Here is a 24,639-nt window from a genome sequence, read left to right on the forward strand (position 1 = left end):
TTTAAAGGATTACAGAAAAAAACTTAAAGGATTAACTAGTCTTAAACATATTCGGGATGAGACCAGCCTGCAGTTTTTTCAAGAAAACATTCCAGTTGATTTCAGAGATCCGCTCCCTTTCCGCCGACTGTCTGCCAAGCCTCCTCGACACAAGCGTCTGTGGGGTCTTGGCTAGCCAGTTATTCGGCAGGAGTGTCGCACATCTCTTCAACCCTTTAAGGAATACTGGAAAAAACTTAAAGGATTAACTAGTCTTAAACAAAATTCGGGATGAGACCAGCCTGCAGTTTTTTCAAAAAAACATTTCAGATTATTTCAGAAACCCGTTCCCCTTCCACTGGCCGTCTGCCAAGCCTCATCAAAGCATGCGCCTGTGGGGTCTCGGCTACCCAGTTATTTGGCAGGAGTGTCGCACATCTCTTCAACCCTTTAAGGAATACTGAAAAAAACTATGAAGGGTAATCTAGTTTACCTTTAAAATTTTGGTTCGGGGCGAGAGCAATTCGGAACTCCTTTTGCCGAAAAATTGATGAAACCGCCAGACTAAGACGAATTGGAGATGAGGAGCCAGTTTCCCTACAATATTTCTTAAAAAAGAAATTCCAGTGGTTGGAACGTAAGGTACGAGACTCCTGCGGGAAAAGCGTGGCCAAGGGAGACCCCGCAGGCGAGCGCCGAGGAGGCTCACGGACCGCCCGCGGAAAGCGAGTGCCTGGAGTGGAAATCATTACACATACTCCCTTTCGGTGGGGTCTCGGCTAGCAGGAGTGTCGCACATCTCTTCAACCCTTTAAGGAATACTGAAAAAAACTATGAAGAGTAATCTAGTTTACCTTTTAAATTTTGCTTCGGGGCGAGAGCAATTCGGAACTCCTTTTGCCGAAAATTGATAAAACCGCCAGACTAAAGACGAATTGGAGAAGAGGAGCCAGTTTCCCTACAATATTTCTTAAAAAAGAAGTTCCAGTGATTGGAACGTAAGGTACGAGACTCCTGCGGGAAAAGCGTGGCCAAGGGAGACCCCGCAGGCGAGCGCCGAGGAGGCTCACGGACCGCCCGCGGAAAGCGAGTGCCTGGAGTGGAAATCATTACACATACTCCCTTTCGGTGGGGTCTCGGCTAGCAGGAGTGTCGCACTTTTCTTCATTCCAATAATGTTTCATATTATATAAAACAGTAAAAAATATGTAGTAAAACTAAGGAATTTATTAAATCGGCGTCCACGAATTAATTCTGCAAACGTAAAGAGAGCGGGTATTAAAACCCGCTCTCTGTAGCCATATTTATGAAATTATCTGTTGAAACCTCCGCCTAATTGTTGTTCAGCCATTTGAACAAGGCGTTTTGTGATTTCTCCACCAACTGAACCGTTAGCGCGAGATGTTGTGTCGGCACCAAGTTGTACGCCGAATTCTGTAGCGATTTCATATTTCATTTGTTGAAGAGCTTGTTCAACTCCAGGTACCAATAATTCGTTTGAGCTGTTGTTGTTTGCCATGTGTGTTTCACCTCCTTGTGATTATAGAGTGTGTTAAAACACATGGCTTCATTCGCAGATTTTTATTGGTAATTAAAGGATACTAGAATAAGTCTTCCATCGCTTCTTCCTTATCGAAAGTCTGACCCGGTTTAACTGTTACTATTTCTGTTTCGGAGACCGCTTTTTCAATCAAGGATTCAAAGTCGACGAAGCTTTCATAGTAATTGACTTTTTCACGTTTCGGTTTCGTTTTTGGGCTTGCCGGCGTAAAGACCGTACAGCAATCCTCGTACGGCAGATTGGATATTTCAAAAGTATCGAGTTCTCTTGCTATTTTGATGATTTCTGTCTTATCCATGGTAATCAACGGACGCAGGATCGGTGTATTCGTCACCTCATTGATGGCAAACATGCTGCTCATCGTCTGGCTTGCAACCTGCCCAAGGCTTTCACCGGTGATAAGTGCCATGGCTTCTTCCTTTTCGCGGATGCGATCGGCGACCCGCATCATTAAACGACGGGTTGTAGTCATTGAGTAGTTTTCCGGGATTTGTTTTTGAATCAATAATTGGATTTCCGTAAATGGAACGATATGCACTTTCATGCTTCCATTAATTTCTGCCAGCTTACCTGCCAAATCAATGACCTTTTGACGTGAACGCTCGCTTGTGAACGGCGGGCTGTAAAAATGGATCGCCTCCACGTCCAATCCCCGTTTCATCGAAAGGAAGCCTGCAACAGGGCTATCAATCCCGCCTGAAAGCATCAGCATCGCCTTCCCGCTTGAACCGAATGGAAGACCGCCTGCACCCTGGATGATTTCACCTGTCAAATACACGGCTTCGCGTCTCACTTCCACTAGCAGGTTCAAATCAGGGTTCTTTACATCGACTTTTAAATCTTCTGTATTTCGGAGCAAATGCCCGCCGATTGCCCTGTTAATTTCATCGGTATTATATGGAAAATCCTTATCGGCGCGTTTTGTCGTGATTTTGAACGTGTTTACCTCTTCAAGGGTATGATTAAGGTAATACAATGCTGCCGTTTTCATCACTTCCAGATCACGCTCTATTTTTATTGCAGGGCTTAATGACTGTATACCAAAAATGCCTTTCAATCGGTCAATGACCGGCACATGGTCAGCACCGTTCAGGAGAACGTACATCCGCTCCCGGTTGGCTGTCAGCACTACGCCTTCTATATCTTTTAAACTCCAGCGGATATGTGCCTTCATTTTGTCTACAAAGCCTTTACGGTTTCTTTTTTTAGTGGAGATTTCTCCATAACGGATAATTATATGATCAAATTTCATTTAGCAACCCTCATTATTTTTTCTAAATTAGCGACTATTTTCTGTATCGCCGCCAGAACTTGCTTTGCTTCTTCCATTTCATTGCCATAGGTAGTGCTGATACGGATGACGCTTTCGGAACGAGCTGAATGATGGTACATCGCGTCCACCGTTTTGCTTACCGTCCTTTTTTTCGAAGAACAGGCACTAGTCGTCGAAACATATATTCCTTCCGATTCCAGTGCATGCAGCAATACCTCGGATTTAAGACCAGGAACGGAAAAATTCACAATATGGGGTGCGCCCTCTTCGGGACTGTTAACCAACACCCCGTCCATTTCCTTCAAACCTTTATATAAATAAGTTTTGATTTGCTGAAGCTTATCATGATACAGCAATTGATTGTTCATACTAATACGCAAAGCCTTCGAAAGGGCGACGATTCCCGCAACATTTTCAGTGCCGCTCCTGATTTTCGTTTCCTGATTGCCACCATGGAAAAGCGGGTCGACCCGAACGCCTTCACGAACATACAGGATGCCCGTCCCCTTCAAACCGTGAACCTTGTGGCCGGAAATTGTACATAAATCCACATTGGCTTCACGCAATGATAACGAAACCTTGCCTGCTCCCTGTACATTATCGACATGAAAGAGCACGTTTGGGTATTGTTTTAACAATTTGCCCACTTCAGCAATCGGCTGTATCGAGCCAACTTCATTATTAACATGCATGACGGAAACCAAAATGGTATCTTCCCTCAATGCATCCTTAAGATCGGTTATATCAATTTGTCCAAATTCGTTAACGGGAAGATATGTGATCTCATATCCCATTCTCGTCAATGATTGGCATGCGTCTTCTACAGAAGGATGTTCAATCGCAGTCGTGATTATGTGTTTGCCGCGATTTCCCTGAGCGTGGGCTGCCCCTTTAATGGCAAGATTATTTCCTTCCGTTCCGCCGGAAGTGAAATATATTTCCGAACTCTTCACCTTTAATAAATCAGCAATCTGCTTTCTGGCAGCGGAAAGCAGTTTTTCGGATTGCACCCCAAGTCCATGAAGCGAAGAGGGGTTCCCGAAATAGTCCGAAGTAACCTTCATGAATGATTCGATTACTTCGGGATATGGTTTTGTTGTTGCACTATTGTCAAAATAAATCATGGGTTCACCTTCCATGTTTTTATATCTATGATGGTCATTCTTCTAAATATAAGTTTCAATGTTGCTGTTGCAACTTCTAATATTAACATAATTGAATTTGAAAGAGAATGTAAAACACTGATCCAAGAATGATAGGATACCCGCTTCTTTTTATTCCAGAGAATGATTTAACTTCCCTCCTAATCTACAAAAAGAAAAAAACCCGCCATGGCGGGTTTTCAGGAAAGGACTTCTTCTATGTTCGCACCGATTTTTTGTAAACTGCCTGGGTCGACCTTTTCTATGGCAGTGGCTGCCGTTTCCAATGCGGCTTGATATTCATAGCTTCGGAATTTCGCTTCGGCTTCCCTTAGGCTCTCGGCTACCATATCGTGGCTGCTTCGGTAACGATTTCCGAATTGGATCACCTTTTCGGCCAAATACATATGCTCGATCAATTCTTGGGCTTTTTCGTGGACCTTATCCACCTGTTGAACCGCTTTTTCCAAATAAATATAAACAGCGGCCATCTCAAGCGGCTTTTCTTCAAGTTTACCCTGAACGTCATCCATGCTTTCTTTGGCATCCTGAAGCACCACTTTATACTCTTCTGGAAGACCTGGAATATTGCTTTTTGAAATTAAACGTCCAGTATCGACCATTTTGCGCTTCAATTCTGCCAGTGAATCCCTGGCATCCATTTCATCTTTTCGTAAAGCCTGTAATTTAACGGTAAAGTCTTTCTGATTTTCCTGTAATTCCTTCAACTGTACTGCAAGCCCCTGCATCTCTTCGCTGATAAGCGAGCTTGCCATCACATTATCCTCCATTTTCAAGACGAGCAATTGATGGCGTTTTGAAATCTGGGCAATCTGCTTTTCCATTTTCCGTTGGGCATCGAGCTCATTTTCCGTCAGATGATACGTGTGTTGAACATGTATGGTTTCAACTTTAAGTTTATCGTTTTCATATTCAAGGTCACTAATCGTTTTCCTGAGAATTTCATCATTTTTCAAGATATACTGTTTTGAAAGTACTTCTTTTTCCAAAAGGTCATAAAGAACCTCGATGCTTTCGCGCATTTCTTTAATGCCTTTTTCCACTGCTTCCGTTTCGGCATTTTCCAATTGTGTTTTATATAGATCCAGTTCTTCCTCAAGCCGTGATATCTCCTGCTCGAATTGGATATGGCTCAACAGGTACCCCTGTCCCGACATCTCCTCATAACCATCCTTCAATTCATTAAGCTGGGAATGCAGCTCGGATTGGCTATCAACCAATAATTTTGGGAGCATTTCCATTTTAACTGACAGAACCGCCAATTTGTCCTTAATGGTGAGAACAAGCTCCCTCGCATTCAAATAATTGCCGTTCACGGTCTCTTCTTCATATTTCTGAAGGATCTGCAACACTTCATCCAAGGAGCTTTCCAGCTTATCAGCCGCTTTCCCATAATTATGCCTGTGTGCAAGCAGGGATTTCTTCAATTGACGGTAGGAATCTTTGATATCCTCAATTTCCAATCGATTCTTTTCCTCACTGCCTACGAGTTCATTCAGTTCGTATAGGATCTTTTTGATCATTTCCTCTATTTCATTCAGCTTGACTGTAATTTTGCGCTGTATCTCTTTTGATCGGCTGAAACGGTATTTATCGACGAATTCCTCGGCATCGAATAAAAGCTCTTCGACTTCGGGCATATGATCCGTAATGATGGCATCCCATTCAATGCGCCAGTTTTCGAACATTTCCTCTGTTTCACCTGTCATGTTCAATTGTTTGACTTTAGAAAGCTCTTCCAGCACGGGGCGGTGCGTGATGCTTATTTTCCAGGATTCCAGTCGATCGATTTCTTTAAAATATCTCTTTTTGAAAAAATAACCCCAAATGATGAAAATCAAAATTAATACAATTACCCCAATTATGTAATCCATGGTAAGCCCCCTGTTCTAGTCCTTACAGTCTTGCTATTTATATATGAATTGTAAAAATGTTAAATTTAATGCTTTTATGATACCATGTTAGCAATAATTTTTGACGAGAAAAATGATTTTTTTGTAGAAAATTGCTACAAATACCTGTTTTTTGGGAGGGAAGGACCATGAAAGCTGACGGTCATGTACACACTCCGTTTTGCCCTCACGGCTCTACGGATAAATTCGATGAATATATTACGCGGGGAATCGAGCTAGGATTGAAGGAAATCACATTTACGGAACATGCTCCATTGCCACGAAATTTTCAAGATCCTACGCCTGAAAAAGACAGCGGGATGGACGCTGCCCTGCTCCTGGATTACTTTCAAGAGCTCCGCGTACTGAAAGAACGCCATAAAGACAAAATCCTGATCAAAACAGGTCTGGAGGTTGACTTTATAGAGGGGTATGAAAAAGAAACAAAAGAATTCCTCGACGAAATCGGAGAATTCCTTGATGATAGTATACTTTCCGTTCACTTCATCAAGCATCAAAACAGCTGGCATTGCATCGATTTCAGCGAAAATGGGTTCGCTGAGATTGCCAATGAACTAGGTTCAGTGGAATCGGTTTATGCCAAATATTACGATACACTGGAAAAATCAATAGAAACTGATTTAGGCATTTATAAACCAAAACGGATCGGGCACATTACGCTTGTCCATAAATTCCAGCATCGATATCCGCCGGCAGCAAGTTTTGACGAGCGGGTTTACAAGGTTCTCGAAATGATCAAGGATCAAAGGTATGAACTGGATTATAATGGAGCTGGGCTTGTAAAGCCGCTATGCGGTGAACCCTACCCTCCTGAACGATTTGCAAAGCGTGCTTTAGAACTCGGCATTCCGCTCATTTATGGTTCCGATGCCCATCAGGCTAAAGATTTGGGTCAGGGCCATCAGGCACTGATTGCAGGGTATAATGGGTAACTCATGTTTACACCTCAGCCCCGGCCAGCTAACAGCGGCTGCAGGTCTTCGGCAATGAAAAGAGTATCTTGCAGAAAACGCCCGACTTCATTGGCATAAATATTCGTGTAATACGCTTCCTGCGGGAATACATGAAGCACATCCATCGCATAATGGGTATGCAGGACAGGAGCCGTCAATAATCCCTTCAACTGAAGCATATACATGGGAACGGAGACCTGCTGGAAACTCCTGCTCTTGATTCCCTGTTCCAATATATATTGAAAATAAGACTTTTCCTTTGTAAAATAAGTCGAATGAATTTCACGGTTTAAATTGGAATCGAGTGAAGATTCCCCATATATGAACCTTGCAGCAAGGAAGTTTTCCCTCTGGAAAGAGAGGATATCCTTTACAAGGTTCATCAAGCAATGCTGCGGGCCTTTAAGTTCAAGCAGCGTCATGTTCGTCTCAAGGACCAGGATATATTCTTCTAAATAGGAAGTGAAACAGAATTCCAGCAACCCCTGCTTATTCTTGAAATAGTAGGCAATATTGGCAGCGTTCACTTTCGCTTTATTCGCAATATCCCGTATGGATGTAGCATGATAGCCTTTTAAATGAAATAGATGCAATGCAGCATCCACAATGGCTTGTTTCGTTGGCGTCTGGCGATTCATTCAGGCAATCCCTCGCTTTCTTTGAGACAAGTCTTATGGACTACTTCTTCACGAAAGAGCCTGAATCCTTTAGTAAGTTCTCGACAATTTCCCAACAATGGAGCATCATGATTAGAAAGTGCTGTAAAAATATGAGGAAGACAGGTGAACGCTTTTGTTTAATGTCGAAATGTATCAAGGAAAAAAAGAAAAAAACTATGAACTGGTCCAAAAACAACTACTTGCCTTAATCGAAGATGAAACGAACAGGATAGCCAATTTAAGCAATGCGGCAGCTTTACTTAATCAGTTTCTCGATGAGATTAACTGGGTTGGCTTTTATTTATATGAAGAAGACCAATTAATACTGGGACCCTTCCAGGGGCTTCCGGCCTGTGTCCGCATTCCAATGGGCAAGGGCGTATGCGGGACCTCAGCGGCAACTGAAAAAACCCTGCGCATTGAGGATGTCCACCAATTCCCTGGACATATCGCCTGCGATGCGGCATCAAGATCTGAAATTGTCATCCCGCTCATGAAGGATGGCAAATTGCTTGGTGTCCTCGATATCGACAGCCCGATAACGGACCGTTTTGACGAAATGGATCAGCAAGGACTGGAGAAGTTCGCTGAAATCCTTTCCAATCATCTATAAAAATTAAAGGGAGCGGCAACCCATGCCTGCTCCCTTTTCCATTTCAATACCCAGGTACAAACCCTTTCCTGAACCCTTCTCAATATATAACTTCCCACCGGCCCTTTTGACATTTCACTTTTAAATGATGCAAAGGCACCCGTGGCAAGGGCCTCCAAGTAATCCCGGAAACCATCCATAATTGTTGTATTCATTATCTCATGATAAAATTGTATTTTTCCTGCCGCCATTCTCTATTCTATAATTATCACAACTGTCCTTGACTCATTGAGCAGAATATTATACAATACTCTTTGTGTAAAATATTGCAGCCTATGTGATAGCCTTTATGTTCTCATTTTGTTCCTCAATCCAGAGGTGTATCTCGTAACCCTCTGCTGCTAGGGCGAAGGTACATGAAAACAAAATGGTCATGATCGTACATTCACACGGTTTTTATTTTACCAAAATAAAAACATTTAAAGGAGGAGTCATCCTATGGCTCGTTATACTGGCCCAAGCTGGAAACTATCCCGTCGTTTAGGAATTTCCCTAACAGGTACTGGTAAAGAATTAGAAAAACGCCCTTATGCTCCAGGACAACATGGTCCTAACCAACGTAGAAAAATTTCTGAATACGGAATGCAACTACAAGAGAAACAAAAACTTCGTCACATGTACGGAATCACTGAGCGTCAATTCCGCACAATGTTCGACCGCGCTGGCAAACTTAAAGGTGTACATGGTGAAAACTTCATGGTTCTTCTTGAATCACGTCTTGACAACCTAGTTTACCGTCTTGGTTTAGCTCGTACACGTCGTCAAGCACGTCAACTTGTTAACCACGGTCACATCACTGTAGACGGAAGCCGCGTAGACATTCCATCTTACAAAGTGTCTCTTGGACAAACAATCTCAGTTCGTGAAAAATCACGCAACTTCTCAATCATCAAAGAATCAGTTGAAGCAACTAACTTCGTTCCTGATTTCCTTACTTTCGATGCTGAGAAATTAGAAGGTACTTTCACTCGTTTACCAGAACGTTCTGAATTGCCTGCTGAAATTAACGAAGCTCTTATCGTTGAGTTCTACTCTCGTTAATAACTTCAAAAACCCCATCCTTGGATGGGGTTTTTTTTGCACCTAAACACCTTGCATGCCAAAGCCCGGCTGAGATCCAGCCGGGCTTTGGACAATCATTTCACTAATGTGTATTTCTTCTTGCCGCGACGAACGAGGATGAACTCCCCTTCAATCTTGGCAGCTTCCGTCACTACATAATGCAGATCGGTCACTTTCTCCCCATTTATGGAGATTGCCCCGTTCTGAATATCTTCACGGGCTTGACGTTTTGATGGCGAAATTTTCGCTTCAACGATTAAATCGACCAAACCGATATCTTCCTTGCTTTCACGTTCGAAGCTAGGGACATCTTTAAAGCCCAATTTGATTTCCGCTGCAGTTAAATTTTTCACCTCACCGCTGAATAGTGCGGCAGAGATTTTGATTGCTTGGTCAAGAGCTTCCTGACCATGAATCAAACGGGTCATTTCTTCCCCTAAAGCTTTTTGCGCTTTACGCAAATGCGGTTCGTTTTGTACGGATTGCTCTAACTCTTCAATAACTTCACGAGATAGGAATGTGAAGAATTTCAGGTATTTCACGACATCTGCATCTGCTGTATTGATCCAGAATTGGTAAAATTCATAAGGAGTCGTTTTTTCAGGGTCAAGCCAAATCGCTCCGCCTTCCGTTTTACCGAATTTCGTTCCATCCGCTTTCGTTACGAGCGGGATCGTCATACCGAATGCTTTGGCATTCTCATCATTGGATTTCCTGATCATTTCAAGGCCGGTCGTAATGTTGCCCCATTGATCACTGCCGCCTATTTGCAATTTACAGTCGTAATTGCTGTATAAATGACCGAAATCAATTCCTTGTAAAATCGTGTACGCAAATTCAGTGAAGGAAATTCCCGTATCCAAGCGGGAAGCAACCGTATCTTTTGCAAGCATGTAGTTAATGCCGATGTATTTCCCGTAATCACGCAGGAACGTAACCATATCGATTTTGCCTATCCAGTCATAGTTATTGACCATGACCGCACCATTTTCACCGTCGAATTCAAAGATGTGGGATAGCTGCCCTTTTATGCAGTCTGCATTATAAAGCACTTTTTCCAGCGTTTGCAGCTGACGTTCCTCTTTTTTACCGCTAGGATCACCGATGAGTCCTGTCGCACCGCCTACCAGCACAAGGGGACGATGACCGTGCTGCTGGAAACGGCGCAATGTCAAGAATGGCAAGAGATGACCGATGTGCATGCTATCCGCAGTTGGATCGACACCACAGTATAAAGAAATTTTCTCTTTTTCCAAAAGGTTCTTAAAACCTTCTTCATCCGTTTGTTGATAAATAATTCCTCTCCACTCGAGGTCCTTAAGCAATTCCATTAAATATTCCTCCTCCATCTTAGAAAAAACCCGCAAAAAGCACACAAAAACGCCCCTTCATAAATATGAAGGGACGAATGAATTCGCGGTACCACCCAACTTGAGGACATAATACGCCCTCCGCTCAAGACGAATAACGGTCGTCAGCCGTTTCCTGCTACTAATCATTTCACAGCAAATGCTCCAGGAAGTAATTCATCATACCATTTGTACCGATTTCCACTAACCACCGGCTCTCTGAAACAGGGATAGTCTGACTACTGGGTCCTATCATCGCGATCATTTAATCATTTTATTGTTGTTAATAAACTTTTATCATACATAAGAATCCTTGTCAACTTCACCCTACAGATTATAGAAAAATAAGAAAGATGCCCTTTCCCCTACCGGTTGTATGCTATAATATATGTGATTTCAGGGGGTATGATACGATGAATAATAATCAAAAAGATAGATTTCAAACAGTCTGGAAGCAGCTGACCCGTTTTTTCCAAAGTGAAAAAACACATAAGAACGCGCGGGTTACATACCAAGTCATTTGGAATTTAACACTGATCCTCATTATTGTCGGGATCCTAGGATTCTCATTCGCCGGCGGCGTCGGAGCCGGCTATTTCGCTGCCCTCGTCAATGATGAGCCAGTACGCTCAAAAGAAGATTTGAAAAAAGACATTTACAATTATGAAGAGACCTCTGAAGTATACTTTGCAGATGAAGTATACTTGGGCAAGCTTAAGAGTGACCTTGAGCGTGAGGAAGTGTCCATCGATAAAGTTTCCAAGCATCTTAAAAATGCAGTCATCGCTACAGAAGATGAGTATTTTTATGAGCATGACGGGGTTGTCCCGAAAGCCATCCTGCGTGCGATTTACCAGGAATTTTCGAATGCAACCGTCCAATCGGGAGGAAGTACATTAACACAGCAGCTCATTAAAAACCAGATCCTGACCAACGAAGTATCATTTGACCGGAAGGCAAAAGAAATCCTTCTTGCGCTCCGGGTCGAAAAGTTCTTTGAAAAGGAAGAGATTTTGGAAACCTACCTAAACGTCTCCACGTTGGGTCGAAATTCTTCCGGTCGGAACATCGCTGGAGTCGAGTCGGCTGCTGAAGGTATTTTTGGCGTGGAGGCCAAAGATCTGACTCTGCCCCAATCCGCTTTTATTGCTGGATTGCCGCAAAGCCCTTTCGGTTATACACCATATACTCAGCAAGGAAAACTGAAAGAAAATCAAGAACCCGGCATCAACCGGATGAAAACCGTTTTAAAGCGGATGTATAGTAACGGATACATAACAAAAGAAGAATATGATAAAGCGAGAACATACGACATAACAAAAGACTTTATCGGTAAAACGGAGATGCCATCCGAGAAATATCCATGGCTCACCAATGAAATCGAAAAACGCTCCATTAAAATCCTCTCTGTCAGTCTGGCAAAAGAAGATGGATATGAAGAGAAAGATTTAGAGAATGATGATTTAAAAGCTCAATATCTAGCACTTGCCGACCGTAAGCTGCGGCAAAATGGCTATAAGGTATATACGACAGTCAATAAAAAGATTTATGACAAAATGCAGGAAGTAACGAAAAACTATCCGAATTACGGATACGATAAAGCGGGTGAGCCCGTTGAAGCCGGGGCCATTCTAATCGAAAATAAAACAGGAAAAATCATCAGTTTCGTAGGTGGCCGTGATTTCAAGCGGGAACAGACGAACCATGCAACCGCATCACTGCGATCGAACGGATCAACGATGAAGCCGCTGCTCGTATATGGCCCGGGAATCGAGTTAGGAAAGATCTCACCTGGAAGCGTATCGGCCAACGTACCCATATCCATTCCAGCAGGAAAAATGTGGCGTCCAGGAAACTATGGCGGCGGAAGCTATACGGGAGTAACGACAGCGCGTGAGGCACTGAAGAATTCCTATAATATCCCGGCAGCGCTCTTTTACATGAAAATAATCAACAACAGGCCGGCTTCCTATTTGGAAAAAATGGGATTTTCAACCTTAACAGAAGGGGATTACTCTAATCCTGCCATGTCACTAGGAGCGATGACAAATGGTGTAACCGTTGAAGAAAACGTCAATGCGTTCGGCACATTTGCCAATTCAGGAGACTTCATAGATGCCTATATGATTGATAAAATCGTATCGAAAGATGGCGAGGTCATCTATGAACATAAAGCGAAACCAGTGAATGTTTTTTCACCACAAGCCGCTTACTTGACGCTTGATATGATGCGTGATGTCGTAAACAGCGGGACGGCCGCTTCGGTCAGGAACCGCCTTGCTTTCTCAAGTGATTGGGCTGGTAAAACCGGGACTTCACAAAACTATCAGGACGCTTGGTTCGTCGCCACCAACCCGAATGTATCGTTCGGGACATGGCTCGGTTATGACACACCTAAATCCTTGCAAGGAACATATAATGGTCTAGAATATAATAAACGTAATATGTATTATTGGGCAGATTTGATCAATGCCGCATACAAGGTCGAACCGAAACTCGTCGACCCCGATAAGCGCTTTGAAATGCCGGGCGGGATCGTCAGCCGTTCCTTCTGTGGCGTTTCAGGACTGCTTCCGTCAAGTTCGTGTCAAAAGGCAGGACTTGTCAAATCGGATTTATTCATCGCCAAATATGCTCCATCAAGGGCGGATAATAGTTTCATAGATGGACAATATGTATCAGTCGGCAGCAAACGCTACGCGGCCCTTCCGCAAACACCTGGCGAATTCACAAGTGGCGGGTTCATGCTGAATCCGGAGTCATTTGGAGACATCGGATTGAAATATGTGGATGACCCGGGTTCCGTGATTCCTGGAAGCGAAAAATCAGTTGGTGTCGTCGGGACGAAAGCGAAGTTGAATGATAATGGCAAAGCGCCTGATCCCCTCTCCATAACCATAAGCAACGGTAAGATTACATGGGGCTTGCATCATGAAGGAGATGTCGTCGGTTATCGTGTCTATAAAGACGGCAAAAAAGTGGCGAGCATCAATGCTGGGGAGAATCTTGTTTACAAAGTCGGCTCTGGCGGATCTTATTACGTAACGGCCGTCGACATTGTCGGTAAAGAATCAGCCCCTTCCCAACATGTTGAAAGCGGCGCTAAAAAGACAAGTTCCAAAGAGGATTCCACGAAAAATAAAGATGATCGCGGAAAAGATAAAATAGTTAACGAAGTTAAAAAAACAGACTCAAAAGAAGAGAACGGTCCAGACAAAAATACAGATAAACAACCGGAAAAAGATATACAACCAGAAAAAGAAACGGAAACGGATAAAGAAAAAGATCCAGTTCAAGACAAAGATCAAAACAAAGAGAATACAGATAAAGAAATTCAAGGGAACGACAAAGATCAAGGCACAGTCAATGATCAAGAGCAAGAAACAGATAAAGCCGAAGATGAGGAAGAATGACACTCTTGAACTAAAACAGGCTGTCGGGTAACCCCGACAGCCTGTTTCCTTATAATCTCCCAAAAAGGCATCCATGAAAGTGACAATGGATGCCTTTTTCATTTTCAATAATCAGTATGACTCAGTTTCTCAATCCTCCATCGATGATAAATCACCGGTTGGCAAATCAAGTTCCCAAGCTTTCAAGACACGGCGCATGATTTTACCGCTTCTCGTTTTAGGAAGTTTATCCCTAAACTCAATTTCACGAGGTGCTGCATGTGCTGCTAAACCATGCTTCACAAATGTACGAATATCCTCAATCAACTCATCGTTCGCATCGTATCCATCACGAAGGGCGATAAACGCTTTGATAATTTCCCCCCGAACCGGATCCGGCTTACCGATGACCCCCGCTTCAGCTACAGCTGGATGCTCGACCAACTTGCTTTCCACTTCGAAAGGTCCGACCCTCTCCCCTGCCGTCATGATGACATCATCAACACGGCCCTGGAACCAGAAATAACCATCTTCATCCATGTATGCGGAATCTCCGGAAACATACCAATCACCTGGCATAAAGTAAGATTCATATTTCGCTTCATTCTTCCAGACGGTCTTCATCATCGAAGGCCAGCCTTTCTTGATGGCAAGGTTCCCCATTCTATGCGGCGGAAGCTCGTTGCCTTGATCATCCACTATTGCCGCTTTCACGCCAGGAATCGGTTTACCCATCGAACCCGGTTTGATTTCCAGGCAAGGATAATTGCAGATGACCTGAGCCCCGGTCTCCGTCATCCACCATGTATCATGGATCCGGTGATTGAATACCTTCATTCCCCAGCGCACCACTTCCGGGTTCAACGGTTCACCGACACTTAAAATATGGCGGAGAGTGCTTAAATCGAACCGCTTAACGATCTCGTCACCCGCGCCCATCAGCATCCTGAAGGCAGTCGGTGCACTATACCATACCGTGACACCAAAGTCCTCCAAGGTCTTGTACCAGGATTCAGGCTTGAAACGCCCGCCTACAATGACATTCGATGTCCCTGTCAGCCAAGGTCCAAAAATCCCGTAAGACGTCCCTGTCACCCAACCAGGATCCGCTGTGCACCAATACACATCCTCATCCTGCAAATCAAGGACCCATCTTGCCGTTTGATAATGCTGGATCATCGCATTATGAACATGAAGCACCCCTTTAGGTTTTCCTGTGGAACCGGAGGTATAGTGAAGAATCAGACCGTCATTCCGATCGACCCATTCAATGTCGAATTTTTTGTCGGCTTCTTTTAATTTCTTATTGAAGTGATGGTACTTTCCTTCTTCTTTTATATTTTCCCCCACCAGGAAAACATGCTTCAAATGGGGTAATTCATCCACTGGCACGCGCGGCAACAGTTCAGGTGTCGTCACAATCACACTTGCCTCACTATCTTCAAGACGATCCCTTATGGCGCCTTCCATGAAGGCTTCGAACAACGGCCCTACGACCGCTCCCGTTTTAATCGCACCCAACAATGCAAAATACAGCTCCGGGGAGCGAGGCATGAAAATGAAAACACGATCACCTTTTTCCACATTGGCAATGTTCTTGAATACATTGGCCGCTTGGTTCGTATAATCTTTCATTTCCTTGAATGTATACTTTTCATTTCTTTTATCGTCTTTGTAATAAAGGGCCACTTTTTTCTTTTTGTATGTTTCGACATGGCGGTCAATGGCTTCATACGCAAGATTCACTTTACCGGTTTCAGACCAGGAGAATTCCTTTTCCGTCTCAGACCAGTCAAACTTATTGTATTTTTCATCATAATTCTTTAAATTAAAATTACCTTCCACTACTGGTAACGCTTTCACATTCATACGACAAACTCCCCCTTCATTCGGCTCTATATTTTTATTATAGTATAAGAATCGAATTATCTCAATTTTTAAAATATTGAGCGCTTCCATATTAGGGAAATCCCTTCTTGGTGAATGTTGAAAGTTACTGGTATATGGTCATGGTCATGGTGCATCCATATAATTGCCGGGAAAGAAGGGGCACTGTAACAAAAGCGCCTTGAACTTTCTGAATTATGCCCCTTGTTTTCATGTATAATTTATGTAAGCTTTCCATTCGGTTTAAAAGCGATGCTTCGGAATGCGAGAGTGTAAGATTACTATATAACAAGGGTGGTGAAAGAATGGAATATAGTAAGACCTTTTACACTAAGGAACTGCAGACATTAAGCGGAACGCTCATCATCGAGGGACCGTTAAGCGGAGAAAAAATGTCCGCTTATGAGTTTCACGAAGACTTGGTCGCCTTTCGCCCCCCTGCATTGCAGCATAAAGCGTTAATAGAGATAGCAGACTTGCCTGAGGGCAGGATCTTCATCGCCCGTGAAAATGAAACAATCGTGGGGTATGTAACTTACTTATATCCCGATCCCTTGGAGCGCTGGTCGGAAATCGAGATGGAGGACCTGATTGAGCTTGGTGCAATCGAGGTCATCCCTAAATACCGGGGTGCCTCGGTCGGGAAGAACCTGATCCGCCTTTCAATGGAAGACGATTCAGTTGAAGACTTCATCATCATCACCACTGAATACTATTGGCATTGGGATTTGAAAGGGACAGGGCTGAATATTTGGGACTATCGCAAGGTCATGGAAAAAATGATGAGTGCGGGTGGCTTGGTCTACTTTGCAACAGATGATCCTGAAATCAGTTCCCACCCGGCCAACTGCCTGATGGCCCGAATTGGCAAAAGAGTCCCGTCGGAATCCATCCAGAAGTTCGACCAATTGCGTTTTATGAATCGGTTTATGTATTAAAGAGGAGAGGAAGAGGAGGAAGGAAAATGATTGTTGAAACAATAATGAATGAGGATATCATCACCCTCACTCCAACGGATACCATCCATAGCGCTGACTTGATCATTAGGGAGAAACGAATTCGCCATATACCCATTGTCGATGACAGCTTTCAACTTGTGGGATTAGTCAGCGACCGTGATATTCGGGATGCTGCCCCTTCTATTTTCCGTACCGAAGAATACAAAAATGATTTACAAAAACCATTATCAAGCATCATGAAAACGGAAATAATCACAGGCCACCCGCTTGATTTCGTGGAAGAAATCGGGGCTGTTTTTTGTGATAACAATATCAGCTGCCTTCCAATCGTAAAGGGCAGGAAGTTAGTGGGCATCATAACCGGTACTGATTTACTTTATTCATACGTTGAGTTGACAGGAGTCAATCAGCCCGGTTCCCAAATCGAAATCAGAATCCCGGATAAGGCAGGTTCCCTTCATGATATTGCCCATATATTCAAAAGGCGCAATACGAATATCCTGAGCACCCTTGTTTATCCTGAAAAAAATGGAACCGATTATAAAATTCTTGTAATTCGTGTACAGACGATGAATCCATTTATGGTGGTGGAGGATTTGAAGAAAGAAGGCTATACCGTTTTATGGCCTAGTCTACCGGGGATTTCACATGAATGATACATCCCTTTTCGTCTATTCGGATGAACTCCTTACCTACAAATTCAACGATGAGCATCCATTCAATCAAAAACGCCTTAAACTCACGCTTGATTTATTAAAAAAACACCATGCCATCAATGATGATCAAATTATCAAGCCCAGAATGGCTACAGATGCAGAATTGGAACTGATCCATGATCACCATTATGTAAACGCTGTCAGATTAGCGGGCCAGGGAAAGCTCCCCCCTGAAAAGGCAGTAAATTATGGACTGGGAACAGAGGATACCCCTATCTTCCCCAATATGCACGAAGCAAGCGCCTTGCTTGTAGGCGGTACCTTGACGGCTGTGGATGCCGTCATGACCGGTCAGTCCCTGCACGCACTTAATCTTGGCGGTGGCCTGCATCACGGTTTCCGCGGGAAAGCCTCGGGCTTTTGCATTTACAATGATAGTTCGGTCGCGATTAAATACCTGCAAAAGAAATATGGTGCGCGTGTCTTGTATGTCGATACCGATGCACATCATGGTGACGGAGTCCAATGGTCATTTTATGATGATCCCGATGTATGCACCTTATCCATCCATGAAACGGGGCGCTACTTATTTCCCGGCACCGGCACGATTAACGAGCGGGGCCAGGGAAAAGGCTACGGCTATTCATTCAACATCCCGGTCGATGCGTTCACTGAAGACGAATCCTGGCTCGAATGCTATAGGGCTTCCTTTAAAGAAGTCATTGAATTCTTCAAACCGGATGTCATATTAACGCAAAACGGAGCCGATTCCCATTATTACGATCCGCTCACCCATTTATCTGCCACCATGAAGATTTTTAGGGAAATACCAAAGTTGGCCCATGAAATGGCGCATAAGTATTGCGAAGGACGGTGGATTGCAGTAGGAGGCGGCGGATATGATATATGGCGCGTCGTCCCGAGGGCATGGGCAAGGATCTGGCTTGAAATGACGGATAATGATATTTCAGGTCCCCTATCAAAGGAATGGCTCGATAGCTGGCAGCCTGATTCCCCTGTTCCCCTACCGGCTGAATGGGATGACATGGAGGATATATACGAACCCATTCCGAGAAAGCCTGAAATTACCGAGAAGAATGCCCTGACGCTTGAAAAGGCCCTTTATCCCATCAGGTCTTCCAAGCAAACATCGAAAAGCAATGAACAAAGTTAACCAAAAGATCGTTGAAAAACGATCTTTTTTGTTCGGTCATACATTTGGGAAACAAAAAGAGAGTGCCCTCGGGACACTCTCCAAACCAGTTTATTTCGTTGATTGACGGTTTTCAATCCGATGCGGCAGGATCACCTTTTCAAGACCTTCCTCCACTTGTTCTTTATTCATCAACTTTGTAAGAAGCCTCATCGCAACCGCACCAATATCATATAAAGGTTGAACGATCGTTGTGATTTGCGGACGCACCATCAATGTCAATCTCGTATTATCGAAGCTGATCACTTCAAAGTCTTCCGGCACATTATACCCTTTGTCCTGTGCGGCATGGACAATACCAAGCGCCATTTCATCAGCACCGGCGATGAATGCCGTCGGCCTGTCTTCAACTTCCAGGTACTTTTCAAAAGATTCAATTCCTGAATCATATGTATAATCACCTTCAACAATATACCTTTCATCAAATGAAAGACCAGCTTCTTTCAATCCTCGTTTATATCCAGTCAGTTTCATTTCATTAATCAGCGCGGAAGGGTTTCCGCTTACAAAAGCGATATGCTTGTGGCCTTTATTAGCAAAGAAGGTCACTGCGTCAAATGCCGCCGCCTCATAATCAATATTAACAGATGGAACTTGCCCGCTTTCATCTACCGAACCTGCCAGAACGATCGGAACCGGTGAATTCGTAAACTCTTTGACATGCTCATCAGAAATGTTGCCGCCCATGAATACGATGCCATCCACTTGTTTTCCAAGCATCGTATTCAGCAAATGGAATTCCTTATCTATATTCTCATCAGAACTGCTTAGAATGATATTGTATTTATACATGGTCGCTATATCTTCAATGCCCCGTGCCAATTCGGCAAAAAAGATGCTCGAGATATCCGGGATGATGACCCCGACAGTAGTCGTTTTCTTTGAGGCAAGTCCCCTTGCCACTGCATTCGGTCGGTACCCTAACTTTTCAATCACATCTGAAACTTTCTTCCTTGTTGCAGGCTTTACATTTGGATTCCCGTTAACTACGCGGGAAACGGTGGCCATGGAAACATTCGCCTCACGTGCCACATCATAAATGGTTATATTATTCATTCATCCATTCCTCCATTTCTTTCATTTTCCCCATAAAAGACCCGAATTATTTCGGAAAAAAATCTTTTATGCGTTTTTCTCTATAAGGAAGATTATTTTAGGAACGATCTGCCTAACAAAAAACAGTCCTACTCTCTTCTCAGTCAAATATTCAATACCCTATTCAAGTATAAAATTCACATAGATATCACTTTATGTATGACTCAATCTTCCGAACAGTTCTCATTCTTGTTATTTATCATACGATAGTCGAATCTTTCCTGCAATCCAATAGTGCTTATTTCGAAGGTTTTTCTGTAAAAACTAGTATTTTACCATTAAAAAAAGCCCTTGCCAAGTTGGTAAGGGCCGTAAGTAGATCAATTCAAGACATTCTTAGCTTAAACAGTTACCCAGTTCAAACGTTTAATTTCATCGTAGAATTCATCAAATTGTTTGAAGTCCATTTGCTGTGCAGAATCCGATAGAGCAACGGAAGGATCCGGATGCACTTCAGCCATAACACCGTCAGCACCGATTGCAAGAGCCGCTTTAGCCGTTGGAAGCAATAGATCGCGACGTCCAGTTGAATGCGTTACATCAACCATGACCGGTAAATGTGTTTCTTGTTTTAAGATCGGTACAGCAGAGATATCAAGTGTATTTCTTGTTGCTTTTTCGTAAGTGCGGATACCGCGTTCACAAAGGATGATGTTGCCATTGCCCTGCGACATGATGTATTCCGCAGCATGAATGAACTCTTCAATCGTTGCAGCCAGTCCGCGTTTTAACAGAACTGGTTTATTTACTGCACCTGCCGCTTTTAGCAAGTCGAAGTTCTGCATGTTCCGCGCCCCGATTTGGATGACATCGATATGATCGATCGCCGCTTCAATATCATTGGCACTCACGATTTCACTGATGACAGCCAAGCCGTATTCATCAGCAACGCGTTTAAGTATTTGTAAACCTTCCAAACCAAGCCCTTGGAAGTCATATGGAGATGTACGTGGCTTAAAGGCACCGCCGCGCATCAATTTCAAACCTTTAGCTTTAATGACTTCCGCCACCGCAGCTGTCTGCTCATAAGATTCAACGGCACATGGTCCGAAAACGAAGCTAGGGATCCCGTTGCCTACCAATTCACCCTTGATGTCGATGATCGTGTCTTCAGCTTTTTGTTTTCTTGATACAAGAAGCGTCTTCTTCTGATCATCCTTTTGCAGCTCCAAGCCCAATTTAAAGATTTCTTTGAAAATATGTTTAATCGAACCAAGATCAAGCGGTCCTTGATTATTGGCTTCGATAAGATCCAGCATTGTTCTTTCACGGACAGGATCGTAACGGTTTACACCTTGTTTTTCTTTAACGCGACCAATTTCCTGTACAAGTTCAGCACGTTGATTAATAAGATGTAATAACTGAAGGTTCACATCATCCAGTTGATTACGAAGTCCATCAAGCTCTTTGTTGCTCATTACAAATCCATCCCTTCGTTTTTTAAAATAGAAATCGGTTCAGCGGATTCAAACTAAAAAAATCCCATCCGGATCCTCGAACATCCACCCCGATTGTTTTATCAATGAAAAATTTAGAATATTTCATGTATGATTAAATCAATTATAAATGAAGTGTCCATAAATGTCACTATATTTTTCTTTAATAATTAAACGCTTTTAAGCATTAAAGTTATAAATACTTAAAACTAGGTGCCGCTCATGCCAGAAAAACGATTACTCAGAATATTGAAACATGATCCGTTGTAGGAATTATATTGGAAATAGAACAGGAAAGCTATCATTTAATTGATCATTTTTCACAAGAACATAGAAAAGTTTAAATCTTCTGCCACTTGTCCGAAGCCGAGAAATGTTTAAAGAGTCTTTACGGAAGGGCCTTCCTAGAAAAGGTTTCCCCGGGATTAACATCCTTAGGCCCGCCAATCAATGGAATAATAAAAGGCCGGACCCCTTACCAAAGGGATCCGGCCTTCCATTCATTCTGTAATGGCCTTGCTCAATGAATCATATGTAATCCGCCAATGAGATTCATTCCACACAGGTTTTCCACCTTTAAAAAGGATGGCCTGAGGTGATTGATGTTTGACATCAAAGGTTTCTGCCACATAATTGGATAGTGGACGAGCTTCCTGGACGGCCAAATAGGCCGTTTTAAGCTGTTCGTTCCCTAAGATGTACCTCTCATATTGTTCAAATGCTTCAGCACTTACAGGGCATGTTACGCTATGCTTGAAAAGCAGGAATGTATCCTCTTTTAGAAGCTCATTGAATTGTTCTTCTGTTTCGATTTTGCTCATGACCATATAGCAGTCTCCTTTCCTTGTCATATAAATTTTACCATCAAAAAGGCGATGAAGCCATCGAAGCACTTCACCGCCTTATTCTTCGTCCCTTAATGACTCTTCATTCCCATTAAAGGAATCCAGGGAGTTTAATTCTTTAGTTTACTTTCCGTTTCATCGAATGCCTTTTTCGCTTCATCAAGTTTTAATTTTGCCGCATTCTTGTTTCCGCTTGTAGGATCTGCAGGATTATTTTCCGAATCATTGCTGTTAGCAAAGTTCGTTTCGACGGATACGATAGGTGCATCTGTAGTTCCGGTTACATCAATATCCTTATTGCTTGAATTGGTTGTATCATCAGCAGCGTCGCCGTTTTCTTTTCCTGTTTTCAGGCTCTTCACTTTGTTGACGATATTCGAAGATTTATTGGAAACGATTTCCGTGACGGAGTTTGTTTTTTCCTTTGCAGTATCAGCAAGGACTGTACCTTTTTCCATCGCCGTTTGTCTTAATCTTTCTGTTTTCTCGGAAATGTTTCTAGCTTGTTCGTTGAAGTCATTCCTTAATTCCTTGCCTGTTTTCGGAGCCATGAACAAAGCAGTAGCCGCTCCGATCATCCCGCCGATCAAGGCGCCAATCATAAAGTCCTTAGAATTGATCGAGTCGCGTTCGTCCTCATATGATTTCTGATAGTCCTTTGTCGGAAATTCTTTTTGAGTCATAATACATTCCCCTTTCAATTTTCGGTTCATTTTTATTTAACTAGATTTTATGATCTAGAACGTAAAAACCTTTTTTTAGGTAAGTTATCTGTTTCCAGCGCTTCCCTTTCTAACTCTGCCCTTTCAGTCGGGGTCGGGGCTGCCTGTTTGCTTCTGGACTTCCATTTGTCCCTGATCTCCATGGCTACATTGCTCCATTGTACAATTTGTGAGATTCTTTCTTGATTATTATCAATCTCAGCCTGCACTTTATGGGAAACCTTTTGGATGGAAGAATTAAAGCTGGAGATGGATGTACCTACATCCTTCACCGCATCCACCACCGTGTTCAGGTTTTCTGACTTTTGCTGCAAATCTTCAGCCAACGTATTCGTTTTATGTAATAACTGAGTAGTTTCGAGCGTTATGCCCTGCATTTGGCTCTCTAGTCCTGTCAGCGTCCGGGCCACACTGTCCAGGGTAGTTTGAAGTGATGTCAGTACCTTCGTTAGAAAAATAACGAGTACCAAAAAAGCTATCGCTGCAACAGCAGCACTTACGTATAAAATAATCTCCATTGGAACACCTCCGAAAAAAATCGACTTATTTAATAGCTGTTAGATATTAATTACCCCTTCCCTATTATTATAAACTTATTTATTTTTTCAATATACCCTATCAAACCCTAATCTGGAAATATTGTTGTCCGCATCCAGTTCCTCCGTGAAATTCATGAGTGACACTTATGGCAGGAAATCGGGTATGATAGAAAAGATAAGTCGAATTTAAACAATGGAGGTATTTTTTATGAAAGATCCCAGAATTGGTACATTGGCCAAAAACTTAATCAATTATTCCGTGAAGCTTCAAAAAGGTGAAAAAATCTTGATCGAAAACTTTGGATTGCAGCGTGAACTTGTTAACGCACTTGTGAATGAAGCCTATGCAGCAGGTGGTTACCCATTCGTCCTGTTAAAGGATCACCAAGTGGATCGGGCCTTGCTGATGGGTGCCAAAGAAGAACAGTACAAGATGATGGGTGAGTTTGAAGCCAACGTAATGAAGCAGATGGATGCTTATATCGGGCTTCGTGCCGGGGATAATATCAATGAACAATCCGATGTCCCTTCAGAGAAGATGGCGATTCATGGACAGACAGTCGGTAAAGTACATAGAAATATCCGCGTGCCAAAAACAAAATGGGTCGTACTTCGCTACCCGACAAATTCCATGGCCCAATTAGCCAAAATGAGCACAGAAGCATTCGAAGACTTTTATTTCGAAGTCTGCAACCTCGACTATGGCAAAATGAGCGCAGCAATGGACAACCTTGTTGAATTGATGGATAAAACGGATAAGGTCCGCTTAACTGGGCCCGGTACGGACCTAACCTTCTCCATCAAAGACATTAAAGCCATCAAATGTGCGGGTGAGCTGAACATTCCTGACGGTGAAGTATATACGGCTCCAGTTAAAGATTCCATCAATGGAGTGATTTCGTATAATACTCCTTCCCCATATCAGGGTTTTACTTTTGAAAACGTGAAGTTGACATTCAAGGATGGAAAAATCGTTGAAGCGGTTGCGAATGATACGGAACGCATCAACAAAATTTTTGATACTGATGAAGGCGCACGATATGTCGGTGAATTTGCAATTGGTGTAAATCCTTATATTCTACACCCGATGCAAGATATCCTCTTTGATGAAAAAATTGATGGAAGTTTTCATTTCACTCCAGGACAATGCTATGATGATGCCTTTAACGGAAACCATTCAGACATTCACTGGGACCTGGTCAATATCCAGCGGCCTGAATATGGCGGCGGGGAAATCCATTTTGATGACGTCTTGATACGTAAGGACGGACGTTTCGTTTTACCGGAACTGGAAAATTTAAATCCGGAAAATTTAAAATAACCCAATAAAA

The 24,639-nt window shown here is 43.0% G+C and carries 20 protein-coding genes and 1 other annotated feature; of the genes, 8 read left to right on the forward strand and 12 right to left on the reverse strand.

The window, feature by feature from the left end; translation table 11 throughout:
- Nucleotides 1-1,291: 1,291 nt before the first annotated feature.
- From AC0VX1_RS19310 to ezrA, 4 genes are all read right to left on the reverse strand, one after another.
- Nucleotides 1,292-1,498, reverse strand: coding sequence for an alpha/beta-type small acid-soluble spore protein (locus tag AC0VX1_RS19310; protein WP_034309203.1), 207 nt, complete (start codon nt 1,496-1,498; stop codon nt 1,292-1,294).
- Nucleotides 1,499-1,580: 82 nt separating this feature from the next.
- Nucleotides 1,581-2,792 carry a tRNA uracil 4-sulfurtransferase ThiI gene (gene thiI / locus AC0VX1_RS19315; protein ID WP_413010405.1) on the reverse strand — a complete coding sequence of 404 codons (1,212 nt, stop codon included), beginning with the start codon at nt 2,790-2,792 and terminating at the stop codon, nt 1,581-1,583.
- Nucleotides 2,789-3,937, reverse strand: coding sequence for a cysteine desulfurase family protein (locus AC0VX1_RS19320; protein WP_106026011.1), 1,149 nt, complete (start codon nt 3,935-3,937; stop codon nt 2,789-2,791). The genes thiI and AC0VX1_RS19320 overlap by 4 nt, the downstream gene beginning before the upstream one ends.
- Before the next feature lie 218 nt (nt 3,938-4,155).
- Nucleotides 4,156-5,850, reverse strand: a complete 1,695-nt coding sequence (gene ezrA, locus AC0VX1_RS19325) for a septation ring formation regulator EzrA (RefSeq protein ID WP_057276728.1) — start codon at nt 5,848-5,850, stop codon at nt 4,156-4,158.
- 167 nt (nt 5,851-6,017) lie between these two features.
- Between ezrA and hisJ the strand changes: the two genes are divergently transcribed.
- Nucleotides 6,018-6,821, forward strand: coding sequence for a histidinol-phosphatase HisJ (gene hisJ / locus AC0VX1_RS19330; protein WP_098864009.1), 804 nt, complete (start codon nt 6,018-6,020; stop codon nt 6,819-6,821).
- A 14-nt stretch (nt 6,822-6,835) separates the two neighbouring features.
- On the opposite strand, the gene refZ is transcribed toward hisJ, so the two are convergent.
- Nucleotides 6,836-7,480 (reverse strand): forespore capture DNA-binding protein RefZ, encoded by a 645-nt coding sequence (refZ, locus tag AC0VX1_RS19335; protein ID WP_264639186.1) that lies wholly within the window; start codon nt 7,478-7,480, stop codon nt 6,836-6,838.
- A gap of 154 nt (nt 7,481-7,634) precedes the next feature.
- Between refZ and AC0VX1_RS19340 the strand changes: the two genes are divergently transcribed.
- A complete protein-coding gene (locus tag AC0VX1_RS19340; protein ID WP_034309218.1) occupies nt 7,635-8,114 on the forward strand; it encodes a GAF domain-containing protein in 480 nt (159 codons plus the stop codon).
- A 477-nt stretch (nt 8,115-8,591) separates the two neighbouring features.
- The gene (gene rpsD / locus AC0VX1_RS19345; RefSeq protein ID WP_241592485.1) at nt 8,592-9,194 is read left to right on the forward strand and encodes a 30S ribosomal protein S4; all 603 of its coding nucleotides are present in this window, start codon (nt 8,592-8,594) and stop codon (nt 9,192-9,194) included.
- Nucleotides 9,195-9,289: 95 nt separating this feature from the next.
- Here the strand turns inward: rpsD and tyrS are convergent, their stop codons facing one another.
- A complete protein-coding gene (gene tyrS / locus AC0VX1_RS19350) occupies nt 9,290-10,546 on the reverse strand; it encodes a tyrosine--tRNA ligase (protein WP_475468417.1) in 1,257 nt (418 codons plus the stop codon).
- A 66-nt stretch (nt 10,547-10,612) separates the two neighbouring features.
- Nucleotides 10,613-10,829 (reverse strand) — a binding site (T-box leader).
- Nucleotides 10,830-10,977: 148 nt separating this feature from the next.
- Between tyrS and AC0VX1_RS19355 the strand changes: the two genes are divergently transcribed.
- Nucleotides 10,978-13,977, forward strand: a complete 3,000-nt coding sequence (locus tag AC0VX1_RS19355; RefSeq protein ID WP_475468418.1) for a transglycosylase domain-containing protein — start codon at nt 10,978-10,980, stop codon at nt 13,975-13,977.
- A 129-nt stretch (nt 13,978-14,106) separates the two neighbouring features.
- Here AC0VX1_RS19355 and acsA read toward each other — a convergent pair whose 3' ends face one another.
- On the reverse strand, nt 14,107-15,825 hold the full coding sequence (gene acsA / locus AC0VX1_RS19360; RefSeq protein ID WP_475468420.1) for an acetate--CoA ligase: 1,719 nt from the start codon (nt 15,823-15,825) through the stop codon (nt 14,107-14,109).
- Between the two features lie 323 nt (nt 15,826-16,148).
- Here acsA and AC0VX1_RS19365 point away from each other — a divergent pair, with 323 nt between their 5' ends.
- Genes AC0VX1_RS19365 through AC0VX1_RS19375 form a run of 3 tightly spaced genes read left to right on the forward strand, consistent with a single transcriptional unit; the run spans nt 16,149 to nt 18,632 of the window.
- Nucleotides 16,149-16,781, forward strand: coding sequence for a GNAT family N-acetyltransferase (locus AC0VX1_RS19365; protein ID WP_411738776.1), 633 nt, complete (start codon nt 16,149-16,151; stop codon nt 16,779-16,781).
- Between the two features lie 26 nt (nt 16,782-16,807).
- Complete coding sequence (locus AC0VX1_RS19370) at nt 16,808-17,458, forward strand: acetoin utilization AcuB family protein (RefSeq protein ID WP_475468422.1); 651 nt, start codon at nt 16,808-16,810, stop codon at nt 17,456-17,458.
- Entirely contained in the window at nt 17,451-18,632 is a 1,182-nt protein-coding gene (locus AC0VX1_RS19375) for an acetoin utilization protein AcuC (protein WP_475468424.1), read from the forward strand. The genes AC0VX1_RS19370 and AC0VX1_RS19375 overlap by 8 nt, the downstream gene beginning before the upstream one ends.
- A 90-nt stretch (nt 18,633-18,722) precedes the next feature.
- Here the strand turns inward: AC0VX1_RS19375 and ccpA are convergent, their stop codons facing one another.
- The 5 genes from ccpA to AC0VX1_RS19400 all read right to left on the reverse strand — a co-directional run bounded on the left by ccpA (nt 18,723) and on the right by AC0VX1_RS19400 (nt 23,287).
- On the reverse strand, nt 18,723-19,727 hold the full coding sequence (ccpA, locus tag AC0VX1_RS19380; protein ID WP_048682265.1) for a catabolite control protein A: 1,005 nt from the start codon (nt 19,725-19,727) through the stop codon (nt 18,723-18,725).
- A gap of 380 nt (nt 19,728-20,107) precedes the next feature.
- Nucleotides 20,108-21,184 (reverse strand): bifunctional 3-deoxy-7-phosphoheptulonate synthase/chorismate mutase, encoded by a 1,077-nt coding sequence (locus AC0VX1_RS19385; RefSeq protein WP_034309244.1) that lies wholly within the window; start codon nt 21,182-21,184, stop codon nt 20,108-20,110.
- A gap of 518 nt (nt 21,185-21,702) precedes the next feature.
- On the reverse strand, nt 21,703-22,029 hold the full coding sequence (ytxJ, locus tag AC0VX1_RS19390; protein ID WP_057276733.1) for a bacillithiol system redox-active protein YtxJ: 327 nt from the start codon (nt 22,027-22,029) through the stop codon (nt 21,703-21,705).
- Nucleotides 22,030-22,157: 128 nt separating this feature from the next.
- Entirely contained in the window at nt 22,158-22,730 is a 573-nt protein-coding gene (locus tag AC0VX1_RS19395) for a YtxH domain-containing protein (protein ID WP_034309249.1), read from the reverse strand.
- A 47-nt stretch (nt 22,731-22,777) separates the two neighbouring features.
- Entirely contained in the window at nt 22,778-23,287 is a 510-nt protein-coding gene (locus AC0VX1_RS19400; protein ID WP_034309251.1) for a DUF948 domain-containing protein, read from the reverse strand.
- A 229-nt stretch (nt 23,288-23,516) separates the two neighbouring features.
- On the opposite strand from AC0VX1_RS19400, the gene AC0VX1_RS19405 reads away from it, so the two are divergent.
- A complete protein-coding gene (locus AC0VX1_RS19405; protein ID WP_057276734.1) occupies nt 23,517-24,629 on the forward strand; it encodes an aminopeptidase in 1,113 nt (370 codons plus the stop codon).
- The last annotated feature ends 10 nt before the right edge of the window (nt 24,630-24,639 follow it).

The sequence above is a fragment of the Peribacillus sp. QJM3NY_7 genome, from assembly GCF_056173225.1.